This is a genomic window from Brenneria goodwinii (genome assembly GCF_002291445.1).
In the GTDB taxonomy this organism is placed as follows: Bacteria; Pseudomonadota; Gammaproteobacteria; order Enterobacterales; family Enterobacteriaceae; genus Brenneria; species Brenneria goodwinii.
Genome location: NZ_CP014137.1, coordinates 3,484,031 through 3,509,461 on the forward strand (window position 1 = coordinate 3,484,031; position 25,431 = coordinate 3,509,461).

Annotated in this window: 23 protein-coding genes; 11 read left to right on the plus strand and 12 right to left on the minus strand. The window is 51.8% G+C overall.

Features of this window, described 5'->3' with window-relative positions:
- Positions 1 to 433: 433 nt before the first annotated feature.
- Together ACN28R_RS15455 and ACN28R_RS15460 are read left to right on the plus strand one after the other, a co-directional pair.
- The gene (locus tag ACN28R_RS15455) at positions 434 to 2,929 is read left to right on the plus strand and encodes a TonB-dependent siderophore receptor (protein WP_095834870.1); all 2,496 of its coding nucleotides are present in this window, start codon (positions 434 to 436) and stop codon (positions 2,927 to 2,929) included.
- A 65-nt stretch (positions 2,930 to 2,994) separates the two neighbouring features.
- On the plus strand, positions 2,995 to 4,692 hold the full coding sequence (locus ACN28R_RS15460) for an ABC transporter ATP-binding protein/permease (protein WP_095834871.1): 1,698 nt from the start codon (positions 2,995 to 2,997) through the stop codon (positions 4,690 to 4,692).
- A 228-nt stretch (positions 4,693 to 4,920) separates the two neighbouring features.
- Here ACN28R_RS15460 and deoD read toward each other — a convergent pair whose 3' ends face one another.
- The 6 genes from deoD to ACN28R_RS15490 all read right to left on the minus strand — a co-directional run bounded on the left by deoD (position 4,921) and on the right by ACN28R_RS15490 (position 11,024).
- Positions 4,921 to 5,640, minus strand: a complete 720-nt coding sequence (gene deoD, locus ACN28R_RS15465; protein WP_048636244.1) for a purine-nucleoside phosphorylase — start codon at positions 5,638 to 5,640, stop codon at positions 4,921 to 4,923.
- 59 nt (positions 5,641 to 5,699) lie between these two features.
- Complete coding sequence (gene deoB, locus ACN28R_RS15470) at positions 5,700 to 6,923, minus strand: phosphopentomutase (protein ID WP_048636245.1); 1,224 nt, start codon at positions 6,921 to 6,923, stop codon at positions 5,700 to 5,702.
- A 57-nt stretch (positions 6,924 to 6,980) separates the two neighbouring features.
- Positions 6,981 to 8,309, minus strand: coding sequence for a thymidine phosphorylase (gene deoA / locus ACN28R_RS15475; RefSeq protein WP_095834872.1), 1,329 nt, complete (start codon positions 8,307 to 8,309; stop codon positions 6,981 to 6,983).
- 88 nt (positions 8,310 to 8,397) lie between these two features.
- Positions 8,398 to 9,177, minus strand: coding sequence for a deoxyribose-phosphate aldolase (gene deoC, locus ACN28R_RS15480; RefSeq protein ID WP_095834873.1), 780 nt, complete (start codon positions 9,175 to 9,177; stop codon positions 8,398 to 8,400).
- Positions 9,178 to 9,625: 448 nt separating this feature from the next.
- On the minus strand, positions 9,626 to 10,588 hold the full coding sequence (dmeF, locus tag ACN28R_RS15485; RefSeq protein ID WP_048636248.1) for a CDF family Co(II)/Ni(II) efflux transporter DmeF: 963 nt from the start codon (positions 10,586 to 10,588) through the stop codon (positions 9,626 to 9,628).
- 160 nt (positions 10,589 to 10,748) lie between these two features.
- Entirely contained in the window at positions 10,749 to 11,024 is a 276-nt protein-coding gene (locus ACN28R_RS15490) for a metal/formaldehyde-sensitive transcriptional repressor (protein WP_048636249.1), read from the minus strand.
- A gap of 183 nt (positions 11,025 to 11,207) precedes the next feature.
- On the opposite strand from ACN28R_RS15490, the gene ACN28R_RS15495 reads away from it, so the two are divergent.
- A complete protein-coding gene (locus tag ACN28R_RS15495; protein ID WP_048639669.1) occupies positions 11,208 to 11,510 on the plus strand; it encodes a GIY-YIG nuclease family protein in 303 nt (100 codons plus the stop codon).
- Here the strand turns inward: ACN28R_RS15495 and ACN28R_RS15500 are convergent.
- Together ACN28R_RS15500 and ubiT are read right to left on the minus strand one after the other, a co-directional pair.
- Positions 11,497 to 12,000, minus strand: a complete 504-nt coding sequence (locus ACN28R_RS15500) for a GNAT family N-acetyltransferase (RefSeq protein ID WP_095834874.1) — start codon at positions 11,998 to 12,000, stop codon at positions 11,497 to 11,499. The genes ACN28R_RS15495 and ACN28R_RS15500 overlap by 14 nt on opposite strands.
- A complete protein-coding gene (ubiT, locus tag ACN28R_RS15505; protein WP_048636251.1) occupies positions 11,994 to 12,521 on the minus strand; it encodes a ubiquinone anaerobic biosynthesis accessory factor UbiT in 528 nt (175 codons plus the stop codon). The genes ACN28R_RS15500 and ubiT overlap by 7 nt, the downstream gene beginning before the upstream one ends.
- A gap of 494 nt (positions 12,522 to 13,015) precedes the next feature.
- Here ubiT and ubiU point away from each other — a divergent pair, with 494 nt between their 5' ends.
- Both ubiU and ACN28R_RS15515 read left to right on the plus strand, forming a co-directional pair.
- On the plus strand, positions 13,016 to 14,011 hold the full coding sequence (gene ubiU / locus ACN28R_RS15510) for a ubiquinone anaerobic biosynthesis protein UbiU (RefSeq protein ID WP_095834875.1): 996 nt from the start codon (positions 13,016 to 13,018) through the stop codon (positions 14,009 to 14,011).
- An 11-nt stretch (positions 14,012 to 14,022) separates the two neighbouring features.
- On the plus strand, positions 14,023 to 14,901 hold the full coding sequence (locus ACN28R_RS15515; RefSeq protein ID WP_095834876.1) for a U32 family peptidase: 879 nt from the start codon (positions 14,023 to 14,025) through the stop codon (positions 14,899 to 14,901).
- A 93-nt stretch (positions 14,902 to 14,994) separates the two neighbouring features.
- On the opposite strand, the gene ACN28R_RS15520 is transcribed toward ACN28R_RS15515, so the two are convergent.
- The 3 genes from ACN28R_RS15520 to ACN28R_RS15530 are packed head-to-tail and all read right to left on the minus strand — an operon-like array spanning position 14,995 to position 18,247.
- Positions 14,995 to 16,143, minus strand: coding sequence for an ABC transporter permease (locus ACN28R_RS15520; RefSeq protein ID WP_095834877.1), 1,149 nt, complete (start codon positions 16,141 to 16,143; stop codon positions 14,995 to 14,997).
- Complete coding sequence (locus ACN28R_RS15525; protein ID WP_095834878.1) at positions 16,140 to 17,294, minus strand: ABC transporter permease; 1,155 nt, start codon at positions 17,292 to 17,294, stop codon at positions 16,140 to 16,142. Before ACN28R_RS15525 ends, ACN28R_RS15520 begins: the two co-directional genes overlap by 4 nt.
- Positions 17,276 to 18,247 carry an HlyD family secretion protein gene (locus ACN28R_RS15530; RefSeq protein WP_095834879.1) on the minus strand — a complete coding sequence of 324 codons (972 nt, stop codon included), beginning with the start codon at positions 18,245 to 18,247 and terminating at the stop codon, positions 17,276 to 17,278. Before ACN28R_RS15530 ends, ACN28R_RS15525 begins: the two co-directional genes overlap by 19 nt.
- Positions 18,248 to 18,577: 330 nt before the next feature.
- Between ACN28R_RS15530 and ACN28R_RS15535 the strand changes: the two genes are divergently transcribed.
- On the plus strand, positions 18,578 to 19,594 hold the full coding sequence (locus ACN28R_RS15535; RefSeq protein WP_095834880.1) for a luciferase-like monooxygenase: 1,017 nt from the start codon (positions 18,578 to 18,580) through the stop codon (positions 19,592 to 19,594).
- Positions 19,595 to 19,793: 199 nt separating this feature from the next.
- Here ACN28R_RS15535 and ACN28R_RS15540 read toward each other — a convergent pair whose 3' ends face one another.
- A complete protein-coding gene (locus ACN28R_RS15540) occupies positions 19,794 to 20,819 on the minus strand; it encodes a LacI family DNA-binding transcriptional regulator (RefSeq protein WP_048636258.1) in 1,026 nt (341 codons plus the stop codon).
- A gap of 170 nt (positions 20,820 to 20,989) precedes the next feature.
- Here ACN28R_RS15540 and ACN28R_RS15545 point away from each other — a divergent pair, with 170 nt between their 5' ends.
- Genes ACN28R_RS15545 through ACN28R_RS15565 form a run of 5 tightly spaced genes read left to right on the plus strand, consistent with a single transcriptional unit; the run spans position 20,990 to position 25,374 of the window.
- Complete coding sequence (locus tag ACN28R_RS15545) at positions 20,990 to 21,610, plus strand: PTS sugar transporter subunit IIB (RefSeq protein ID WP_220701796.1); 621 nt, start codon at positions 20,990 to 20,992, stop codon at positions 21,608 to 21,610.
- Positions 21,611 to 21,620: 10 nt separating this feature from the next.
- Positions 21,621 to 22,424: a PTS mannose/fructose/sorbose/N-acetylgalactosamine transporter subunit IIC gene (locus tag ACN28R_RS15550; RefSeq protein ID WP_048636260.1), complete on the plus strand. Its 804-nt coding sequence runs from the start codon at positions 21,621 to 21,623 to the stop codon at positions 22,422 to 22,424.
- Entirely contained in the window at positions 22,417 to 23,259 is an 843-nt protein-coding gene (locus ACN28R_RS15555) for a PTS system mannose/fructose/sorbose family transporter subunit IID (RefSeq protein WP_095834882.1), read from the plus strand. The genes ACN28R_RS15550 and ACN28R_RS15555 overlap by 8 nt, the downstream gene beginning before the upstream one ends.
- A gap of 10 nt (positions 23,260 to 23,269) precedes the next feature.
- Entirely contained in the window at positions 23,270 to 23,695 is a 426-nt protein-coding gene (locus tag ACN28R_RS15560; protein WP_095834883.1) for a PTS sugar transporter subunit IIA, read from the plus strand.
- Positions 23,695 to 25,374, plus strand: a complete 1,680-nt coding sequence (locus tag ACN28R_RS15565) for an alpha-glucosidase (protein WP_095834884.1) — start codon at positions 23,695 to 23,697, stop codon at positions 25,372 to 25,374. The genes ACN28R_RS15560 and ACN28R_RS15565 overlap by 1 nt, the downstream gene beginning before the upstream one ends.
- The last annotated feature ends 57 nt before the right edge of the window (positions 25,375 to 25,431 follow it).

A 25,431-nucleotide genomic window follows, 5' to 3' on the forward strand; every position in this document is an offset into this window, starting at 1 on the left:
GCTCAGACGCCAGCCCCCTATGAACCCCGGCTTGCGGCTAAATTATGTCGCTGCGCGATGCCTTCGTCGGTATCAGGCTTAACGGACCGCTTGCGACACGTTCCATACGTGGCGCAAGCTTTCGCCGCGTCCGTGCGGCTCATCCTAAGCCTGCTATCTCCTCAGCATAATTTCTTACGCCGGATAACGGCAAACCCCGTCATAGCCCCTACATTTGTGTATAAGAGACAGCTGATAGGGGGGAGGCCGGGAGGGGGTAATTAATGGAAATATATCGAATATTATCAGCAAGCTGAAATCGCCGGAACGATTTTAAACGTCGCTTGCGATACTGGAAATAAAAAAAGTTATCATTTTGGTTCCCCTTTTGGCCTCGTCCTTCGATTCACAATAAAAGCACTCTTTTTACTCTGGGTCAGAAGGCAAGATCACCATGTCAATCACACCATTTTTCTCTGAGCGCGGCGCAGACCGCGCGCCCAAAATCGTCGCCCTCGCCGTTCGGCTGCTGCTGTGCGGCGCGCCCTTGCTTATGTCGCCCGTCATTGCGCAGGCGGAAGCTCAAGCGCCGCGAGCCTACGCTATCCCGGCAGGACCATTAAGCAATCAGTTAAACCAGTTTTCCGCCCAGTCCGGCGTATATCTGGTCGGCGATGCCGGTTTGGCAAGCGGCAAGACCGGGGCGGCGTTACAGGGAAACTACAGTGTGGACGAGGGATTTCGCGCCTTACTTGCCGGCAGCGGCCTACAGGCGGTCAATCAGTCTGCCGACACCTATATGTTGCAGCCGGCGCCCAAGAGCGATGAAATAGTGGTGGTGGCCAACGTCAACCGTAACGGTATGACCGAAGGCACCCATTCCTACACCACCCGCAGCATGAACACCGCCACCCAGCTGAATCTGTCGCCGCGCGAAACGCCGCAGTCGGTCAGCGTAGTGACCCGTCAGCAGATGGACGATCAGAACATGACCACGCTGGACGAGGCGATGAGCCAGACCACCGGCGTCAATGTGGTAAATCAGAATAGTTTTCAGGTGAAATACGAATCGCGCGCGTTCGCCATGGATAACATCAAGGAAGACGGGGTTAGTCTGTCGTCGCAAAACAGCGTGATGAATGCCTCCCAGTCGAGCAGTGAATCCCCCGATCTGGCGATTTACGATCGCGTCGAAGTGCTGCGCGGCGCCTCCGGCCTGACCCAGGGCAGCGGCGAGCCGGGCGGCACCGTCAATCTGGTGCGTAAGAAACCCACCTACGATTTTCAAGCCTCGGGCAGCGTCAGCGCCGGCAGTTGGGATAACTACCGCAGCGAAGCCGATATCTCCGGCCCGCTCAATGACGATACCAGCGTGCGCGGCCGTTTTGTCGGCGTGTATCAGGATAGACAAAGTTTCACGGATTACGTCGGCAGCGAAAGAACGGTGTTATTCGGCACACTGGCCTGGGATATGACGCCGGATACCACCCTCACCACCGGTATTAACTGGCAGAAAACCGATGTGACGCCCGATCTTTACGGCGTGCCGTTCGGCACCGATAAAAGCGATTTGCACCTTCCCCGTTCGACTTTCCTGGGCGCCAGCTGGAACCGGATTAATTTTGAAAGAATTAATCCGTTTGCCGAATTCGAACACCACTTTGACAACGATTGGACATTCAAGAGCGCGCTTAACTACACCCGGGCGACGTCTAAAGAGCGCTATATCGGTATTATGAATGGCACCGCCGGCGTCGATCCCGCGACCGGCGCCAGCCGGTTAAACAATGCGCTGCACTATGACAACAAAAGCGATCAATGGGGTTACAACCTCAGTCTGAGCGGTCCGTTTGAACTGTTGGGACGCAATCATGAATTGGTATTCGGCGGCGATTATCAAAAGGAAAACTTTGACAGTACATTTGGCCGAATCGGCAACCTTAAAGAGGTCAATATCTATAGCTGGAATCCGAACTCGGTTGCCGAGCCGGACTGGTCAGATATGAGCCTCTACAATAGCCGCTACATAGAAAAATATAATATTTATCAGCGCGGTCTATTCGCCACTACCCGGTTGGAACTGGCCGATGACTGGAAACTGATCCTCGGCGGCCGCTACAGCGCCTACAGCTACGACTATTATTACGATAACCTGCGCAACGACAGCGACAAAGACCACAGCCGGCTGCACGTCCGCGATCAGTTTGTCCCTTACGGCGGGCTGTTATGGGATTTCGCCGATAATTACACCTGGTATGCGAGCTACGCTGAGATCTATCAGCCGCAGAGCGCCAAAGACAAAAACAATAATCTACTGCCCGCCATTACCGGCACCAACTACGAAACCGGCGTTAAAGGCGAATTCTTTGACGGCGATCTGAATGCATCGCTGGCGCTGTTCCGTATTATTCAGGCCAACCGGGCGCTCGCTGAAGCGGACAGCTCCGTTTGTCAGAACCCTGACAATGGTTGCTCCCGCGCCGAAGGCAAGGTGCGCAGCCAGGGGGTTGAAATGGAGATTTCCGGCAAACTGGCCGAGGGCTGGCAGTTGAGCGCCGGTTACACGCTGACCAACAGTAAATACCTGGAAGCGTCTGATAGCGAAAAAGCGGCGCAGTTCAGTCCCCGCACGCCGAAGCATATGTTTAAACTGTACAGCAGCTATAACCTGCCGGGCGAGCTCAATCAGTGGACCATCGGCGCGGGATTGACCGCCCAGACCGGCACCTCGACCTACCCAGGCCGGGCCTTCGGCTTGAGCCAGGGCGGCTATACGCTGGTTAACGCCAATATTACCTATCAATACAGTAAAAACCTGAGCTTTAATCTGGTGGGCAATAATCTGACCGATAAGGTCTATTACAAGAACCTGAATAACCGTCACCGCGGTGGTTACAACTATTACGGCGATCCGCGCAACTTTATGCTGACGGCGAAATATACCTTCTGATTATCTGACTCCGACTAACCGACAGAACGTGGCCTGCCCTGGCAGACCACGGGTTTACCAACCTGATGCCGACATTAAAACGTTTTTACCAGTTAATCGCCCCGTTCTGGTTTACCCGCCGCGCCGCCCTTAGCTGGCTGCTGCTGCTGATCGTTATTACGCTGAGACTGTCCGTCGTGTGGGTCAGCGTGCTGTATAACAACTGGAGCAAAGACTTTTTCGATGCGCTGGCAGACTATTTTCAACACGCTTCCATCCTGTCGCTCGCCGCGCGCTATGGCAGTTACACCGCCCTGTTTGTGCTGGTTATCGTCTGCAACAACTGGCTGAAAAAAAAGCTGATTATCCGTTGCCGCATTGAAATGACGCGCAAGTTCGAGCAGGCGTGGCTGGCCCGCAGCGCCCACTACCGCCTTAGCCTGCGCGGCGAACCGGACAACCCCGATCAGCGTATCGCCGAAGATATCCGCCTGCTGATTGAGCAGAGTCTGGAACTGCTGCTTTCTCTGCTGCAAAACATCACCTACTTTTTTTCCTTTATCGTCATCCTATGGCGGCTATCCGGCGTACAGACCTTCAGCATCGGCGGCCACAGCGTGACCATTTATGGTTATCTGGTGTGGATCGCGCTGGGTTATGCGCTCGTCAGCAGCATTTTTGCGCATATTTTCGGCCACCGACTGCACGCTCTGAACGTGAAAAAGCAGCGCGCCGAGGCCGATTACCGCACCACGCTGCTGCGGGTGCGCGAAAATACCGAGCAAATCGCCCTCTATCAGGGGGAAAACGCCGAGCAAACGCGGATGCAGCAGCGCTTTCAGTCAATAGTACACAACTGGCGCAGGCTGATGAGCCAGGAGTTCCGCCTGGAAACCTTTACCACCAGCTATTTTCGTCTCGGCCTGATGATCCCGGTGTTCGCCGTTTTGCCGGTCTACCTGACGCACCAGATCTCGCTGGGGGCGATCATGCAGGCCAGAGCCGCCTTTGGCTATGTGCTGGACGCTTTCGGCTGGTTTGTCGATTCCTATCGCCAGTTGGTGGCCTGGTCCGCCACCATCGAGCGGCTGTGGACCTTTCAGCAAAATCTGCATCAGTTGCCGACGCCGAATAGACCGCCCCGGCAAGGCAGCGAGCTATCTATTTCAGGGCTCAGCGTGCGGCATCCGAACGGACGGCCGCTATTCGCGCCGTTGAGCGCTAACCTGAAAGCCGGAGAATGGGGGGTGCTGGCTGCGGCCAGCGGCAGCGGGAAAACCACGCTGCTGCGCGCCCTGGCTGGATTTTGGCCCATCGCGCAGGGTGAATACCGACTCCCGGCGGGCAAGGCGCTGTTTCTGCCGCAAAAACCTTATCTACCGGAAGATACGCTGCGCCGGGTGCTTTGCTATCCGCAGACAGAGATACCGGATACGGATTCGCTGCGTCGGGCGTTGAAACAGGTTGGCTTACCGGCGCTGACCGCCCGGCTGGATGAATGTTCCAACTGGAGCCGGGAGCTGTCCGGCGGCGAACAGCAGCGCCTGTCGCTGGCGCGGGCATTGCTGCTGCGTCCTGCGCTGTTGTGTATGGATGAGGCCACCAGCCAGTTGGACGACGCCGCCGCTATTCAACTGCTCGCGCAGTTAAGAAAAACGCTGCCGGATACCATTGTGCTGGCGGTCAGCCACCAGCCGGCGGTCTGCGCCCTGTTTGAGCGATCGTTACCCATGACGCCCGGCCGCGATCGGTCAAATCACGCGGTGGCGGGGATCTGCGACTGAAACCGTGAACATTCCTCGGCTGATTCCCGCCTGCGCGGGAATGACTAAGCAGAGCACCCCGTCATCCCCGCGGCAGTAGGCGGGGATCTGCTACTGAAACCGTAAACACCCTCGGCCGATTCCCGCCTGCGCGGGAATGACGGAAGAGAGGCGGGAATGACGTTTTTTCAGCGAAGATTGGACCGCAAACGCAGATGGGGCAAAACGCCCCATCCAAGGTGAAGGATCTTACTCGCTATCGCCCAGCAGAACGGACTGCAGCGCAATTTCGATCATATCGTTAAACGTAGTCTGACGCTCATCGGAAGTGGTTTCCTCATGAGTACGGATATGGTCGGACACGGTACAGATAGCCAGGGCTTTGGCGCCGAACTCGGCCGCAACGCCGTAAATACCGGCCGCTTCCATCTCCACGCCCAGAATGCCGTACTTTTCCATCACGTCGAACATCTGCGGGTCCGGCGTATAGAACAGGTCGGCGGAGAAAAGGTTGCCGACGCGCACGTTGACGCCGTGGGCTTTGGCGGCGTCAACCGCGTTGCGCACCATGTCAAAATCCGCAATGGCGGCATAGTCGTGGTCTTTGAAACGCATGCGGTTCACTTTGGAGTCCGTACACGCGCCCATACCAATCACCACGTCGCGCAGTTTTACGTCGGTACGCACCGCGCCGCATGAGCCCACGCGGATGATTTTTTTCACGCCGAACTCGGTGATCAGCTCTTTCGCATAGATAGAGCAGGAGGGGATCCCCATCCCGTGCCCCATCACCGAAATCTTGCGCCCTTTATAAGTGCCGGTAAAACCCAGCATGCCACGAACATTGTTCACTTCACGGGCATTTTCCAGAAAGGTTTCGGCAATATACTTTGCTCGCAGTGGGTCGCCCGGCATCAGTACGACATCCGCAAAATCACCCATTTCCGCATTAATATGTGGCGTAGCCATGCTCTTATTCCTTATCAATCAGCATAAAACAAATCGCGCTCAGGCGAATAACGTGGACGTTACAGAATCGGCTTACCGTAGTCCATCGCCGATAGCCCAAAATAGTTCGCCACCGTCTGACCGATATCCGCAAACGTCTCACGGTGTCCATATGAGCCGGGTTTCACTCTCGGCCCATAGATCAGTACCGGTACATTTTCGCGGGTATGATCGGTGCCATGCCAGGTAGGATCGCAGCCGTGGTCGGCGGTCAGAATCAGGATATCATCCCCCGTCACGCGCGAGAGCATCTCCGGCAGACGACGATCGAACAATTCCAGCGCCGCGGCATAACCGGCGACATCCCGGCGGTGGCCGTACGAGGAGTCAAAATCGACAAAATTGGTAAACACGATGGTGTTATCACCCGCGTCGTCCATTTCTTTTAACGTGGCGTCAAACAGCGCGTCAATACCGGTGGCTTTCACTTTGCGGGTGATGCCCACCTGGGCATAAATATCCGCGATCTTGCCGACCGACACCACTTCGCCGCTTTTTTCTTCCACCATCTTTTTCAAAATCGTCGGCGCAGGCGGTTCAACGGCCAGATCGTGCCGATTACCGGTACGCTGGAAATGCCCCGGTTGGTCGCCGACAAACGGGCGAGCGATCACTCGCCCGATGTTATAACCCCCGTTGGTCAGTTCCTCACGAGCGATTTCACACAGTTCATACAGTTTGTCCAGACCAAAGGTCTCTTCGTGGCAGGCGATCTGGAAAACGGAGTCAGCGGAGGTGTAGAAAATCGGCTTGCCGGTTTTCATATGTTCTTCGCCCAGCTTATCCAGGATCACGGTGCCGGAAGAGTGGCAATTCCCCAGATAACCCGGCAGATTGGCGCGCTTCACCAGGGTATCCAGCAGTTCCTGCGGAAAACTGTTCTCTTCATCTTTGAAATAGCCCCAGTCAAACAGCACCGGCACGCCGGCGATTTCCCAGTGGCCCGACGGCGTATCCTTACCAGACGAGATTTCGCTGGCATAAGCATAGGCGCCGATAATATCGGCCTGGGGATCCAACCCGGCGGGAAAAGTACCGGTTGATTCCTCGGCCGCTTTTCCCAGTCCTAAACGACTCAGATTCGGCAAATGCAGCGCTCCTTTACGTCCCCGATCGGCCTCTCCCGCCGCACAGGCCTGAGCGATATGGCCCAGCGTATCCGAACCGGCGTCACCAAAACGTTGCGCATCGGCACTACAACCGATACCGAAGGAATCGAGCACCATAATATAGGCACGTTTCATTGTTCATCTCCTGCGTTGTTACTCGCGGCAGGCATAGCCTGCCTGCGTTGGAATCATTCAATCATCGGCGCTCATGCGGCGATAAATAACCGGCGTTTCTTCCACGGCTTCGTCGCTTAGCGTAATCGCGGCCCGGACATCGTTTGCCGCCTGCTGCCATTGCGCCTCGGTATTGGCGTGGATCACCGCCAGCGGACGCTGACCATCAACGCGATCGCCCAGGCAAGCCATCTCATTGATTCCCACGCTGTAATCAATCTTATCGCTGGCCTGACGGCGTCCGCCGCCTAACGACACAACCGCCATGCCTAACGCACGGGTATCCATGGCGGCGACAATCCCTGCGCGCTCGGCAAAAACCGGCTTGCTTAACGTGGCGACCGGCAAATAGCGCTCGTAATGCTCGACGAAATCAGCCGGACCGCGCTGCGCCGCCACCATCCGGCCGAACACTTCGGCCGCCTTGCCGTTATCCAGCGCCGCTTGCAGGCGGTTGCGCGCTTCCGCGGCGGAGTCCGTCAGGCCGCCGGACAACAGCATTTCTTCGCATAGCGCCATCGTCACCTCATACAAGCGCGGATTACGCGGCTCCCCGGTCAGAAAACGTACCGCCTCCCGCACCTCCAGCGCATTGCCCGCGCTGGAAGCCAGCACCTGATTCATATCGGTCAGCAACGCGCTGGTGCGGCATCCGGCGTTATTGGCGACATCGACGATCGCCTGCGCCAATTGCTCGGAAAGCGCATAAGTCGGCATAAAAGCGCCGGATCCTACCTTAACATCCATCACCAGCGCATCCAGCCCTTCGGCCAGTTTCTTCGCCAGAATGGACGCGGTGATCAGCGGTATTGAATCCACCGTCGCGGTAATATCCCGCGTCGCGTAAAAACGTTTATCCGCCGGCGCCAAAGAGTTGGTCTGGCCGATAATCGCCACGCCGACGCGCTGAATAATTCGGCGGAATTCACTGTTGTCAGGGAAAATATTCAGCCCGGGGATCGACTCCAGCTTATCCAGCGTACCGCCGGTGTGCCCCAGCCCCCGGCCGGAAATCATCGGCACATAGCCCCCGCAGGCGGCAACCATCGGCCCCAGCATCAGCGAGGTTACATCGCCTACGCCGCCGGTAGAGTGTTTATCCACCAGCGGACCATTCAAGTTTAGACTCTTCCAGTCAAGCACCGTGCCGGAATCGCGCATCGCCAGCGTCAGGGAGACGCGCTCCGCCATCGACATATCGTGGAAGTAGATGGTCATCGCCAGCGCGGCGATTTGCCCTTCGGATACCGTATTATCGCGCACGCCGTTAATAAAGAAGCGAATCTCTTCATCGCTCAATGGCTCTCCGTCACGCTTCTTACGAATAATTTCCTGAATCAGAAACAAAGCACGCTCTCCTGATAAGTGGGTAAAAAGAATGGACCGGAACCTGAGCCGTTATCGCGTTTTCTGCCCGGGCGGGAAGGTGGCGGAATCAATAACCGCTATGCCGCGCTGTCGACTGATGACCTAACACCGACAGCAGGCTGGCTAATAAACTCGATGCGCCAAAACGGAAATGCCGGGCGTTAACCCATTCCGGGCCCATAATGTCATCAGCCAGTTGCAAATAAATCGCCGCCTCTTCAGCGCTACGCACGCCGCCCGCCGCCTTGAATCCGACACGTTCCCCCACGCCTTTATCACGAATGACTTGCAGCATGATTTCCGCACTCCGCGGCGTGGCGTTAACCGGCACCTTGCCCGTAGAGGTTTTAATAAAATCAGCGCCGGCATCAATGGCGATCTCGCTGGCCTGACGGATCAGCGCGTCCTGCTTTAGCTCGCCCGTTTCAATAATCACTTTCAGCAACACATTGGCCGCCTGACAAACCGCTTTACACGACTGCACCAGCGCAAACCCGGTTCGCGTGTTCCCCGTAATCAGCGAACGGTAAGGGAACACGACATCCACTTCATCCGCGCCATAGGCAATAGCCGCGTTGGTTTCCGCCAGCGCGATGCCAATATCATCATTGCCATGCGGGAAGTTCGTCACGGTCGCAATACGCATCTCCGGCGTTCCCTGTTCGCGCAGCGCCTTACGCGCCAGAGGAATAAAGCGTGGATAGATACAGATAGCCGCAGTGTTGCCTGCCGGGCTGTTAGCCTGATGGCAAAGCGTGACGATCTTCTCATCCGTATCGTCATCATTAAGCGAGGTTAAATCCATCAGCGCCAGCGCGCGTTGCGCGACAGCCGTTAACGTTGTCATACCATTACTCCAACTCGTCAGCCGGTCTGACCGGCGGGAATATAAACTGGGTCAATGCAATACCAGAACATGGCGGCGAGCGGACCGGGTTCCCTGAAGATAGCGCCCGGGAGGGATAATAACCTGGGCGACAACCGAAACCCCTCTCACCGCAGAGAGCCTTCATCTACGCTATCCTGTGACGTGATTTATATTCAAATGCTGAGTAGTCGTAGAACATTTGAACATGTCATGCCGGGCTATTTTGCGCCGTCGTTCACACTTAATGTAAAAGCGATGTAATCGCACGGGATTATATGTGATTTATATCACATAATTGTCACCCTAAATAATCCGCGTGCGGCAAGGCGGCGGCACAGCGACAAATTCCATAGGTTAATCATAGCGGCTGACTCGGCCGATACCGCAGAAATAAATCGCTTAAAACGAAGCCCCCATTGAAGGGGGGTTAAGGCGTGACGGCGTTGATTTCCACCGTGATATGAACCAACTCTTCATGTATGGATAACCGTTGCTTGTAATAATCGGGGCTGACGTCCCGGTCGGTAGTTAAGCTCAGGATACAGGCATATTTTTCCGTCCCTACCCGCCAGACATGTAAATCCGTCAGTTCGGCAGGCATCGGGCTGGCGGCGATGACCTCCTTGATTTCCTCCACCACCGGCGCATCCATTTCCGCATCCAGTAAAACTTTGCCGGACTGACGCATCAGGCCATACGCCCAGATGCCGACCAGGATGGAGCCGACGATCCCCATGACCGGATCCAGCCAGTCGGCGCCCCACAATTTACCGCAGATCAAGGCGACTATCGCCAGAACGGAAGTCGCGGCATCGGCAATCACATGTATATAAGCCGAGCGCAGATTCAGATCCTGATGACCGACATGCGTATGAGAATCCGCCGTGTGATGACTGTCGTGGGAATGATGCGTAGGGTGATGGGAATGATCGTGAGCATGATGGTCGCGCAGCAGCCAGGCGCAAATAAGGTTAACCAACAGCCCGACCACGGCAATCGCTATCGCCTGGTCGTAATGGATCACCGACGGATGGAGTAAGCGTTCGACCGATTCATACATCATGACAAAGGCGACCATCCCCAGCAGAATAGCGCTGGTGAATCCCCCCAGAATTTCAATCTTCCAGGTGCCAAAGGCAAAGCGGGTATCCGTTGCCAGACGCCTGGCCGCCGCATAGGCCATTGCCGACAGCCCCAGCGCCAGCGCGTGGGAGCTCATATGCCAGCCGTCGGCCAGCAGCGCCATCGAATTGAAATACCATCCGCCCAGGATCTCCACCACCATCATTACTGCCGTCAGCAAAGTGGCATAACGGGTATTCCTTTCCGCCAGCGGATTCCCTTCATCAAAAATATGCGTGTGGGTACCGTTTATTTGTTGTAGTGACATCGTTAGCCCGCCCTGTTTATACTCCCCCCCAGTATAATACCCGGTGATAAAAAAATACGACCGCGACGATGAGAATAATCAGGAATAAAACCCGGCGGGATAAAAGCGAAAATGCATAGCGGAACCACCGGCCTGCAGAGCCGGCAGTGATGCGGGATCGCTACTTCAGATAAGAACGAACCACTGAGACGATCTCTTCCAGATCGCCGTTGCGCTCCTGTGATGAATGGCTCTCATCCATCAAATGCTCGCGGATATGCCCTTCCAGCACTTCGACCATCAGCCCGTTAACGGCGCCGCGAACGGCCGCGATTTGCTGCAGGATATTCAAACAGGGAGTTTCATTTTCCAGCGATTTTTCAATCGCTTCCGTCTGCCCTTTGATCCGCCTGATGCGCGCCAACAGCTTTTTTTTGCCTTTAATGGTATGCGACATGATCCTCTCCGAAATCCCCAACAGATACTGGGGCCGAGTATAGCTCATCCGCCGGCCATCAGGCATCTGCGGCGATAATGGCAACCACGGGCAAGATCGGCGCGGCGAAGCAATCAGGTAAATTTCACTCCGAACATGATGTGCCGTAAAATGAGCCGAATGTTAACGAACGCATCGACCACCATGAACGAAGCTCTCATCGCGCCCTGCTGGTATCTGTATATCCTGCGCACGGCCAGCGGCATGCTATACACCGGGATTACCACGGACGTGGCTCGCCGTCTGGTGCAACATCAGTCAGGAAAAGGGGCGAAAGCGCTGCGGGGAAAAGGCGAATTAGCCTTGGTGTTCCAATGTCGGGCGGGCAGCCGCTCAAGCGCATTAAAGCTGGAGTATCGCATCAAGCAGTTGAGCAAAAACCAAAAAGAAAGGCTGGTGCAAGACCAGCCCACGTCATTATTAGATACGCTTGTCAGGAGCGGTTAAAAGGATCGGCGTATTCGACCAGACCGCTAGCCCCCACAAAATGATTATCCGCCAGCGGATAAACCTGGAAGGTGACTGCACTTTGCGGCCAGCGGCAATACAACTGATATTCAGACGCGGGCACGAAACCAAAGCGGGAGTAATAAGCGGGTTCCCCCAATACCACGACCGCGGTATAGCCGAACTCATTCAGCGCGTCCAGACCTTCGTAAACCAGCTGCTGACCGATGCCTTGCCGGCGCAGGCTTTCTTCCACGGCGAGCGGAGCCAACCCTACCCACTGGCGGTCTTCCCCTTCAATCAGCACCGGACTAAAAGCCGCGTATCCCACAACGCCGCCTTCATCATCCGTTGCAACGATCCCTAACGTCAACTGACCGTCCTCACGCAGCTGATGGACTAAATCGGCTTCGGCATCCGTTGGAAATACCCGGCGCAGCAGGCTGTCAATCCCGGCGGCGTCCACCGGTATTTCAACACGCACTAACATGATGCGGGCGCGTGATCGTCGGTAGATTGCACCACGCCCTCTTGTAGCCCCGCGTCGACAAAATCAGCCAATTGCTGTAAACCGATACGTAACGGCGCCGGCATGGCTTCCAGTTCAATCGCGTCCATCAGGTTTTTTACGTATAACCCGAGTTCCGTATCACCCTCGATCCGCAGGCGACGCTGGAAAAACAGCGTATCGGGATCTTCTTTACGCGCCGCGATCAGAATAAGATCGTTGGCATCAGCGCTAAAGCTGACGTCCGCATTTTCCTGATGACTCACGACCAGACGATTATCGCGCAGCGTCACAAACCACTGCAATCCAACGTCCCGTACTTCAATCTTTAACCAGCGGTCTTCCAGAAACTCCAGCTCCCCCTCTTCCAGGGACTGACGAAACTGCCAGCTCAGCATGTGTTCCAGAACCTGACGCTGTAAAGCAAAAGGAGTGAACTTTAATGGCTTGCCCAATAAGCCCGGCCCTTGACGCACAATCTGCGCCCGAAGTTTTCCCAACACTGGCGTACTCCTCTTAAAACAGTCTGATGGTTCAGACAACCTACAAGTATTGTGCCACATCACACAAAAGCAATAGAGGTCTATGTCAATAATTTATCCTGTTCTTCCCTTGCTCAATCGATTTCACGTTGCGCCGGGCCCGGACAGACGGAGTTGAGCGCTAGCAGCATTTATTCTCAGCTTAATGATCACCTGACATGCTTGGTCACATGAATTCTCACATGGAGAGTGAGAATTCAAATAATTAGCTAAAAGCGCGACGAGCCCGCCGACAACGTGAAAAATCACGGCGATAAATCACCATATGCATGCCCCCTCCCTTTTCATTCCACCGTTAACTGTTTTAAATCAAACCACGGCCATATGTGGTTAATTAAAATTATCTATCGTTAAAAACATTCATTGACTGATAACAAATCTCATTAGTCCACCAACATCATTGATCGTAGCGGATGGCTGGTCTCATCCCGATTTTGATTAATGAAGGAAATAGTATGGAATTGCTTTGCCCCGCCGGTAATCTTCCGGCATTAAAAGCGGCTATCGATAATGGCGCCGACGCGGTCTATATCGGCCTGAAAGATGACACCAACGCACGCCACTTCGCCGGACTTAACTTCACCGACAAAAAACTGCAGGAAGCACGCGATTATGTGCACCGCCACCGGCGCAAACTTCATATCGCCATCAATACGTTCGCCCACCCCGATGGTTATCAACGCTGGGAGCGCGCCGTCGACATGGCGGCGCAAATCGGCGCGGACGTACTGATCCTGGCCGACCTGGCCATGCTGGAATATGCCGCGGAACGCTACCCGCACATCGAGCGCCACGTCTCGGTGCAGGCCTCCGCCACCAATAGCGAAGCGATTAACTTTTACCAACGCCATTTTGACGTATCCCGCATCGTTCTGCCCCGAGTGCTTTCTATACATCAGGTAAAACAACTGGCCCGCACCAGTTCGGTTCCGCTGGAAGTGTTCGCTTTCGGCAGCCTGTGCATCATGGCGGAAGGCCGCTGCTACCTCTCCTCCTACCTGACCGGCGAATCGCCGAATACCGTGGGAGCCTGTTCGCCCGCGCGTTTCGTCCGCTGGCAGCAGACGGAACAGGGGATGGAGTCCCGCCTGAATAACGTGTTGATTGACCGCTATCAGGATGATGAGAATGCCGGTTATCCGACGTTGTGCAAAGGCCGTTATCTGGTCGACGGGCAGCGTTACCACGCGCTTGAAGAACCCACCAGTCTTAATACATTGGCGTTACTGCCGGAACTGCTGGCGGCGAATATCGCCTCGGTGAAAATTGAAGGACGCCAGCGCAGCCCGGCTTATGTCAGCCAGATCACCCGCGTCTGGCGGGAAGCCATCGATCGGTGCATCTCCAATCCGTCCACATTCAGCCCGACGCAGGAATGGATGGATACGCTTGGCGCCGTGGCGGAAGGTACGCAAACCACGCTGGGCGCCTATCACCGTAAATGGCAGTAGCAGGAGACAACATGAAATACGCATTGGGCGCCATTCTCTACTACTGGCCTAGAAACACGATTGAAACATTCTACCAATCAGCCATGAACAGCGGCGCGGATATTATTTATCTGGGCGAAACGGTATGCAGCAAGCGCCGTTCAATGAAAGTCGCCGACTGGCTTGATCTCGCCCGGCAGATCGCCGGCCATGGCAAACAGGTGGTCATCTCCACCCTGGCGCTGCTGCAGGCGCCTTCGGAGCTGAATGAGCTAAAGCGCTACGTCGAAAACGGTGACTTCCTACTGGAAGCCAACGATCTCGGCACCGTCAATATGGCCGCCGACCGCCATCTGCCGTTTGTCGCCGGGCCTGCCCTCAACTGCTATAACGCTTACACCCTGCGTTTACTGCGCAAACAGGGCATGGTGCGCTGGTGTATGCCGGTAGAGCTGTCCCGCGACTGGCTGCAAAATCTGCTGAATCAGTGTGATGAACTCGGATTCCGCAACCAGTTTGAGGTCGAAGTATTGAGCTACGGCCACCTGCCGCTGGCTTATTCCGCGCGTTGCTTTACCGCGCGTTCGGAAAACCGCGCCAAAGACGAATGCGAAACCTGCTGCATCAACTATCCGCAGGGGCGCAAAGTTCTGTCGCAGGAAAATCAGCAGGTTTTCGTGCTCAACGGCATCCAGACCCAGAGCGGCTATTGTTATAACCTGGGCAACGAGCTGACCAATATGGCCGGTTTGGTGGATATCGTCCGTCTGTCGCCGCTGGGCATGGAAACGCTGGCGATGGTGGATGCTTTCCGCGCCAACGAGAACGGCCAGGCGCCGCTGACGCTAGAGAAAAACGCCGACTGTAACGGCTACTGGAAACGGGTGGCGGGCCTGGAGCTGGTGCAGTAGCGCACTGCGCAAACCGGGCTAATTCTTCCTGCGCGCTTACCGGCGGGCCGTACGGCCCGCCAACGCGTTGCCACCTGCGAATAACGGCGGAAGCTATCCCCGCGGCCTGACACGGCGGCGCAACAAACGGCGCAGTTGACCGGTGTTATGCAACAACCCCACCCCAATGCCCAGCAGGGTATAAACGACGCCCAGCACCAGCAGCATGACCACATCGCGCCCCACTTCGCTCAGCGGCAGATTCATCTGGTTCACGCCGGCAATAGCCTTGGTCGCCCAGGTTGAAGGCAGCATTGATGAGATCGCCCGTACCCAGCCCGGCATCGACTGTACCGGCCATATCGTGCCGGAAAGATAAAAAACCGGCATGGTAATAAACGACAGCGTCAGGTAAATCATTTCCACGCGCCGCAGGCACTCGGTTACCAGTTTTCCCAGCCCCAGCACCGCCAGCAAAAAGGGAAACGTCAGCAGGAGAATTTCCGGGATATTGGCCGTTTGCCGATAACCCAGCACCCAGGGCCACAAGACAAACAGTACAATCGACAAAAAGAGCCAGATCGGCAGCAGGGCCGACAGGCCGCCCAGATAAACCGGGATGGTCGGTTTGCCCTGCGGGGAACTCTTCAGCGCGATACTGACCCGAACGCAGGCGATCAACAGCGAATGCTGTAATAACATCACCAGCAGACCGGGGAAAATGATCGCCGCAAAGCTGACGCCGGGATTAAACAATCCCACGGTTTGCCCGACCACCGGCGTCAGAATCACCTGCGCCTGCACATCGGTAAAGCCGCTGCGCAACAGCAGATCGCGATTATAATCGGCTAATAGCTGCTGCCAGGCCGCCATCACGTCCTGCTGAATCTGCCCGTTTGCCAGACGGTTTGTCGCATCGCCATAGGCGGGGATGGTAATCGTCTCGCCGGAGAGGATCTTTTTTTCCAAATCCAGCGGCAAGATGATCACGGCAAACAATTTACGCAACACAAGATCGCGCTGCGCCTCCGGTAAATTATCATATGTTTTGACGGCAATTTTCGGTGTGGCGTCCAGATCGCGCATTAGCTGACGGCTGGCGTTGCTGTGATCCTGGTCGATCACCGCCACCGGCAAATCCCACACCGAGTGATTGGCGTACACCAGACTCATCACGCAGAGCGAGGCCAGCAGCATCAGCCACATAGGACGTTCCAGCATGCTGATCAACACCCGGCTGAATGTCTGCCAGTAACTTTTCACGGTTTATTCTCCGGCTGGCTTAAACGCTGATAAAGCCGGTTACGCACCAGCAGACCGGTCACCAGCGGATAAGCCAGCAACAACGCGCAAACGCTGAGCACCGAAGAGAGCGAAACCTGACGCAGGAAGATATCGAACATCGCGTATAGCGCATGCGTTAACGGCTCGATTTGCGCAATGATCTGCGCCGGCAACGGCATGGAGAGCTCCGGCACCGCCAGACCGGAAAACGTCAGCGCGATACTGACGATAATCCCCATCATGGTATAGGCCGTCAGCGCCGTACGGGTAAAGGTAAACAGCAGAACGCCGATGCTCTGCGCCGCCATAACGTAAAAGAAACCCACCAGCAGCATATACAGCGGATTGCCGCTTACGTGCGCGTCGGACGCCCACACCAGAATAGCGATCTCGACAATCAGCAACGCGGTATAACACAGCGTATAAGGCGCCAGTTTGCCAAGCATCGCCAGCACAAAGGGCCGGCGGTTGACAATATCTTTGCTGCGCTCCAGGACATAAATCATGCAGGTGACGGCGAAAAGCTGTAGCAAGTGGATGGTGGCGGCAAACTGCTGATAATAGACATAGCTGCCGCTGGCGTTGAACAGACTGCCGTACGCCAGGGTGACGTTAGCCAGCGCCGGCAGCGTGTGGCCGGACTCGGCGGCGATAACGCTGCGATACTGACTGTTGACTTCCGTCATCAGCGTGCTGAAATCCTGGGTGGAATAAAAGCCGGCGCCATAAAACAGGGCATTGTAATAAAACAGGACGCTGGGCTGACGACCGGCCAACGCATCAGCCTCAAAATTCACCGGAATATAGAGCAGGCCATAGTCCTGGGCGCTGCGTAAGCGCTGCATGGACTCGGCCAGCCCTCCCGCCCACGGCTCAATACGGGCATGGGATCCGGCGTCCAGCTTGCGGATCAGATCGCGCGACAGCGGGCTGTGATCGTTATCAATCGCCGACACCGGCAGATCCTGCATCGTACCGACGGAAAAAATGCTGCCCAGCAAAATAAACAGCAGCAGAGGAAAGCCCCAGCCAAGCCAGTGCACCACCGGGCTGCGCAGCGCCGTGTTAACCTCCTGGCGGAATGACGCCGTGAAACTACGCCAGGCGGCGTTTACTCTTGCCACTGCCATAGCGCGCTCATTCCCGGCCTCAATCCTTCCTGCGACTGCGTCGGATACAGCCGGACTTCGAAGGTTTTCAGATCGAAGTCGCCGGTTGCCCGCGTGGCGCGTTTGGTGGCGTAATCGCCCAGCGGCGCGATATAGCGCACCTCAGCCTCAATCATACGGTTATTCAGCGCCGGAACGCGCAGCGTGATCCGATCCCCCTTGCGTACCCCGGCCAGAATATCCTCCCGCAGGTTAAAGACGAACCAGGCCTGAGGAACGCGCACCAGCGTGATAAGCGGACTGGAAGCGCTGAGCAGCACCCCCACTTCGGCCGGGATAGGCCCGACCTCGCCGTCGACCGGCGCCCTGACCTGAAGCTCGTCCGACTGGGCCTTAATTTCCAGCAGTTGCTGTTCGGCCTGGCGCAAGGCGGCGGCATAGTTTTCTCTTTGCTCCGGCCGATCGCCGTGCAACCCCTCATCCAGGTTGGCCTGCGCCGCCTTAACTTGCTGCAGGGCGCTGTCGCGGGCCTCACGCGCGCTGTCCAGCGCCGAAGCCGAGGCAAATCCCTTGGCCGCGATACCGGCCTGACGATTATATTCATGCAGGGCATTCTGATACGCCGCCTGCGCCTGGGCCAGCGTGGCGCGCAGATTGCGAATACTCTCTTCCCGCGTACCGTGTTCAGACTGATCCAACAGCGATTTAGCCTGATCGCGGGCGGCTTCCGCCGCGCGCAACTGGGCGACTAATTCAGCGTTTTCCAGCGTAATCAGCAGTTGGCCTGCTTTAACGTCATCCCCGCGTTGCACATGGCGTTCCATTACCCGTCCCGAGGCCTTAGAGGCGACAATCACTTCCTGGGCGTCAACCTCGCCCTGCAGTAGAATATCCTTATTATTTGCCCGAAACAGAACAGCCAGAGCAATAACCACCACCACCAGCAGTAACGTAAACCGCGTCTTTTTATTCATTTATTATACTCCGGACCTGCTTTGCGCAGACACCATGTCGCACTGTGCGACGCGTTTCACTACACTAAACATAAACAATTCACCAACAATAAAAACAAATCCGTTACATTGTAGCGCGTTAGCGCCATCATGTTTAAGCATAAAGAAGCATAGCACGCCGTCCTAAGCGGCCTGATAACGGCCATCCAGGCCGGTTAAGATTTGCATACGGCCCACGACGACATCAAAGAATGGGGTAGCTGAATGAAGTTAGCGCATCGACGGGATATAAAATTTCACTAAACAGCGCAATACTCAGCGTATCCGAAACCGATAAAGCGAGCACCGACTATGTCTGCAAACACACAGATCGTCCCTTTTTCCATTCTGGATTTGGCGCCGATTCCGGTCGGCCATAACGCCCGGGATGCTTTCAGCCACTCGCTGGATCTGGCGCAACATGCGGAAAAGTGGGGCTACCAGCGCTACTGGCTGGCCGAACACCACAATATGACCGGGATCGCCAGCGCGGCCACCTCAGTGCTGATTGGCTATCTTGCCGCCGGCACGCAGCGTATCCGGCTCGGCTCCGGCGGCGTTATGCTGCCCAACCATGCCCCGCTGGTGATTGCCGAACAGTTCGGTACGCTGGAGTCACTCTATCCGGGGCGCATCGATCTTGGGCTGGGCCGTGCGCCAGGCACCGATCAGCGCACGATGATGGCCCTGCGGCGTCATCTGAACGCCGATATTGACGATTTCCCGCGGGACGTACAGGAACTCCGGCGCTATTTTTCCGATGCGCAGCCCGGCCAGGCAGTTCAGGCCGTACCCGGTCAGGGCTTGCAGGTTCCCATCTGGCTGTTGGGCTCCAGTTTATACAGCGCGCAGCTGGCCGCCTCATTAGGATTACCCTTTGCCTTTGCCGCCCACTTTGCCCCCGATATGCTGCTGCAAGCGCTCAGGGTTTATCGAGAAACCTTCAAACCGTCAGCCGCGCATGCCAAGCCTTATTCGATGGTTTGCGTCAACGTCGTTGCCGCAGACAGCGATCGCGATGCCCGTTTCCTGTTTACCTCCATGCAGCAGCAATTCATCAACCTGCGCCGCGGCGCTCCTGGCCCGCTACCGGCGCCGGTGGAAGATATGGATGCCATCTGGTCGCCGGCTGAGCAATTTGGCGTTGAACAAACGTTACGTTTATCGATCGTCGGCGATCGGACGAAAGTCAGGCACGGCTTGCAGAGTTTGTTACGTGAAACCCAGGTGGATGAAGTGATGGTCAACGGACAGATTTTTGACCATCAGGCTCGGCTGCGATCGTTTGAGATCGCGATGGACGTGCAGCAATCGCTACAGGAAGAATAAGAAACAGGATGCCTCTCATTAATCCCCAGGAGCTTAGATAACTAAGCGACTGGGGTGGCAAATCTGCCTGGAGCAGATTTGAACGCCGCTTGCGGCGGTCCCAACGGGGCAAGGCCCAGGGAAGGACCGAGTAATTAAGCAGCCAACGCACCTGCAATTTGAAAGATGAAGGGTATAAAATCGGGCTCTGAATTTATAATTAACTCGCTTTATTATCAGATAGCGTTATGACAGATTCGTTCTCAATGATTTTATGAGGAACGACGAATTTTACGCCGTGAGACTTTCTGCCGTTTACCTGCTCAATAACATATTTCAAACTGTACTTAGCTAGCAAATCAATATTAATATCAATGTTTGTTATGTATGGATGAGCTAAAGTGGAAAATATTGTGTTATTAAAACTAATAACTGAAATATTTTGAGGAACAGCGTATCCAAGAGCACTAATATGCTGGATAACTTTAAATGCCAATAAGTCTTCAATAATTACCGCAGCGGTTATCTTCGATTTTTTTAACACTGATTCAAGATAAAAAAAATCTTCTGCACTCTCAATATTTATTGCATCGAATGGTTTGAGATTTGCCATGAGCATTGCTTTTTGATAACCAAAAAAACGTTCGAAATGAACATTTTCCTTTATCCTATTGGTTATAAATATAATTTTTTCATGCTTGTTTTTTATAAGATAATCAGTCGCATCCTTACCTAATAATTGATTATCGTTGTCAACATAGGTAATCTTATTCTCGTTTTCACAAGGCAGGCCAACCAGACTAAACTTTAATTTATTTTTATATAAATAGTCTATTATTGGATCCTCTACGTTAGAATATAATAAAATAAAACCATCTACTTGTTTTTGCGCATGCATTCTTTTTACATTAGACAATAGATCATCGAAGTTTTTTGATATAGCCAACGCAATAGAAAGGCCGAAAATTTGCGCTTCTTGATTGATAGATTCAATGATTTCTAAAAAAAAAGGAATGCTCATTTCTTCTCTTGACTTTAAAGGTGGAAGAATTACAGCGATTGAGTTTGCTTTTCCTTTCCCCAGGTTTCTTGCTGTAGAATTAGGCGTATAACCCAGATCTCGCATAACCTTGTTAACTTTTTCTTTAGTTTTTTCTGAAATACTGGCGCTATTATTAATTACCCTGGATACAGTTGATGTGGCTACGCCTGACTTTTCCGCTACATCTTTGATCGTTATCCCCATGTAAAAGTTTCTCCCAGAGTAAATATTTCACTTTCAGAATTCATCTAACACATAAGCCAAACTTAAACCATGTTGTCAGCAAGGTAAAGCCATTAAATAAATGATTAAAAATCAATACATTATGTGAGCGTATGATGCCTATGGCAAAACCTGACAGTTAGATTAAATATGTGATAGGTCTCACATTAATCAAAGCTACTGCTTTACCAAAAGTAGCGCAAGGATTAACACTTAATGCAAGCGGTTGCACAATAATTGCGTTTGTTGCACAGAAACAATTTTTAAATCAATTCGTTATCACTAGGAGAAAAAACATGGGCGTCGTGTTAGCAAGAATTGACCAGCGTTTGATACATGGTATCGTCGTTACACAGTGGGCGGGTTTTACCAAAGCAAAAAGGTTAATGGTTGTAGATGATGAAATAAGCCATGACGAAACGCAAAAAGAAGTCATGAGAATGAGTAAGCCGGTAGGTACCAATATGTCAATTATCGATACAGCTACGGCAATTACTAATTTCAATAATGGAAAATATGATGACCATAACGTTCTTTTAATCGTCAACAGCCCGGAAACATTGTTAAGGCTGGTTAATGGCGGCGTCAAAATCCCAAAAGTAAACATAGGTATCATCTTTGATGGCGAAGACAAAACCACGCTCAAAAAAATGGTTTCAGTAAATAAAAAAGAAACAGATGACTTAAAAGAATTATCGTCAAAAGGTATACCGGTTACTTTCCATTTTGTGCCTAATGATGTTGAAGAGCCATTAGAAACTTATATTAAATAAGGTAAAGAAAATGGAAGTCATTCAGGCAATATTGATAATAGCGCTCGCCTTTTGGATTGTTATCGATCAACAAGGATTATGTATCAGCACCTGGTTTCCAATAATGGTTGCGTTCTTTACCGGACTCATCATGGGAGATATGACGACCGCAATGATGATTGGCGGCACCTTTCAGCTAATGGCACTGGGGGTGGCGAATATAGGCGGTTCATCCATTCCCAATTGGGGTTTAGCGACTTTAGTGGGCATCTATATCGCCATTAAATCGACAAATAATATTGAAGAGGCGAAGGCAATAGCATTAGCCGTTGGTGTCCCGGTTGGTATGCTAGGTATTCAGCTAGATGTATTAGCGAAAATTTTGAATACATACATTGCGAATGCAGCACAGAAAGCGGCAAATAGAAAACAATATAAGAAGATGAACTTGATATTCTGGGGCGGACCGTTAATTTTTGGATTATCCACTGCCATCCCAACCACATTATGCGTAATTTTCGGAGACAAAATTGTCAAACTGATTCTGTCCGTCGTTCCTCAGTGGTTTACTGATGGGCTATCGATAGCAGGAAATATGTTACCCGCCGTGGGTATAGCATTGCTGTTACACGTCATGCCGGTGAAAAAATATTTAACGATGCTATTAATTGGCTTCGTTGTCTCGGCTTATTTGAAAATTCCTATTTTGGGGATTTCAATATTAGGTTTCGCTTTCGCATATTATTATTTCATCAACAAAATGGCAGAACCTAATCATAAACTGGCTAATGCCGAGAGCGCTCAACAGATTGAAGGGGATGACTTTGATGAATGATTTATCAGATTCCAATTTGGAAAACTCAGGAAAAAAAGAAATAGTTTTAACTAAAGGAGACATAAACAAAGCTGCTCTTCGATATATGTTTATGGCTTGTAATACATTCAATTATCAAACACAGCAAGGCCCAGCTGTGGTTTACGGATTGCATAAATCATTAAGGAAAATTTATAAAAATGACGATGACTACAATGCATCGCTAAATAATCATTTTAAATATTTCAACACGACAACCTGGATGGCCAACTTGTTATTGGGCGCAAGCCTGGCGATGGAAGAAAAGGATGGCAAATCCTCTTTAAACGCGGTGCAAGCCTTCAAGACAGGGATGATGGGGCCATTAGCAGGTATCGGCGATACTCTGGTTTGGGTTTTGTATCCTACGATTATGGGCTCTATCGCTGCTTATATGGGATTGGAGGGCAGCCCAGTTGGGGCGATTATCTGGCTCTGCCTTAACCTATTGTTTTTGTTTTTTCGCTTTAAGTTATTCCATATTGGATATGACTCTGGTTTGAAGCTCGTTACGGCGTTGGGCAACAAACTGACCATTTTTACTGAAGCGGCATCAATAATGGGGCTGACCGTCGTTGGGGCGTTAATCCCTGCCGTTGTGAAAGTTAATGTTGGATTAAGCTTTGCTTCAGGGGAAATATCATTACCTATCCAGTCAGAAATATTAGATAAAATCATGCCTTCCTTGCTTCCCGCTGGATTGACACTAATTATTTATAAAATGATATCATCTAAAAAAATAAGCATCATAAATATAATATTTTTGGTTATAGGTGTTTCTTTAATATTATCCTATTTTGGTGTTTTGAAAATTTAGAGGAAAAAACATGAGAAAGATTATTATAGCGACTCACCATCGTTTAGCAGAAGGGATGAAAGATACTGTAAAGTATATACTGCCGGACGTAGGTGAGATTATTGCTATTTCAGCATATTTAACAAACACACCGATTGAAGAAGAAATTTCGTCTGTATTAGATGGTATCAACTACCAAGAAGATGAAGTCATTGTTTTTACCGATATGTTGGGAGGCTCGGTTAATCAGGGATTTTCTAAATATCTAAAAAACAAAAACCTTCATATCGTGACAGGCGTTAATTTACCCGTCGTCATGGCAATTTTATGTGAGCTTGAAGAGAGTTTCATTAGCCCGGATACCATCAGAGAAGCGGTAAATTACTCCAGAGAGCAGTTGATTTATGTGAATGATTTTATGGCTGAGCAATCTACTCATGATGAAGGGGACGAGTGATGAGTAAGGATTGGTGGAAAAAAAGTGTCGTATACCAAGTATACCCTCAAAGTTTTAAAGACTCGAATGGAGATGGCATTGGCGATTTAGCGGGTTTAAATGAAAAATTACCCTATATAAATAAATTAGGCGCCGATGTCATATGGTTAAACCCCATATATGAGTCTCCCCTTATTGATAATGGCTATGACATTTCTGATTATTATAAGATCAATCCAGTCTTTGGAACATTGGATGACTTTAAATCATTATTGAAATCCGCGCACGATTTAAATATAAAAATCATTATGGATTTGGTTGTAAATCACACCAGCGACCAGCATCATTGGTTTCAGGAGTCAATGAAAAGTAAGACCAATCCCTATGCTGATTTTTATATCTGGAAAGATCCACAGGAAGATGGCTCTCCGCCGACAAATTGGGGAGCAACTTTCGGCGGCTCTGCCTGGGAGTATGTTGCCAGCCGTAACCAATATTATTTACATCTGTTTGCTAAAGAACAGCCGGACCTAAACTGGGAAAACCCTGTGGTAAGGCATGAAGTTTATAAGATCATGAAATATTGGCTGGATATAGGTGTAGACGGCTTCAGGATGGATGTAATTAGCTTAATTAGTAAAGATCAACGCTATCCAAATGCTCACGACAATGCGGTTTATAGTAAGTCTTACTACATCGGCGCTTCGAATGGTCCGCGGGTGCATGAGTTTTTACAAGAAATGAATCGTGAGGTTTTAAGTAAATATGATTGCATGACCGTGGGTGAAACCCCGAACACAAATAGCACACAGGCTCTATTATATACTCAATCAGATCGTAAAGAGCTTAATATGATTTTTCAATTTGACCATATGCATTTAGATTATGGTAAATATGGGAAATTTTCTGATATCCGATTTAAGATGAGCGATCTCAGAGCCACAATGACGGAATGGCAACAGAAGCTGGATACGGGCTGGAATTCATTATACTGGAGTAACCATGACCAGCCCAGAGCGGTATCCAGATTCGGTAATGATAATCGCTACAGGATAGAATCAGCAAAAATGCTGGGGACGTTATTGCACATGATGAAAGGTACGCCTTATATCTATCAGGGAGAAGAATTGGCAATGCGCAATGTTAATTTCTCCTCAATGGATAATTATAAAGATATTGAAACCTTATCTGTGTTTAATAGTTTTAAACGCGAAAACCTTAATGACGATTATATAAAGAAGGCCATATATTTAAAATCCAGAGATAATGCCCGTGTGCCGATGCCATGGGATGCGACTGAAAAATCCGGTTTTACCGACGGTACGCCATGGCTTGATTTTTCACCTGATAATAAATTCATCAATGTCCAAAACACATTGAATGATCAGGATTCTGTTTTTTATCACTACCAAAAATTAATCCAAATACGGAAAAATTATCCTGTCGTTATTGAGGGAAAATATGAATTGATTAATGACACGGATTCTGATGTTTATGGATACATAAGAGTCCTGGATAACCAAAAGTTGATTGTGATTTGTTCTTTCTCTGAGAACAAAGTCAATTATGCGTTGCCTGAATATTTATCATGCAGCAAAGCGACTCTGTTATTATCTAATTATTCAGACTCACCTGACGTCATTACCTCAAACGTTGAATTACGGCCTTATGAGGCTTTAATTTATTACAGTAAAATGTAAATAACGACAAGTATTGAGATGCTTGAGGACACAGGGATGCAAATGCATCCCTGTGAT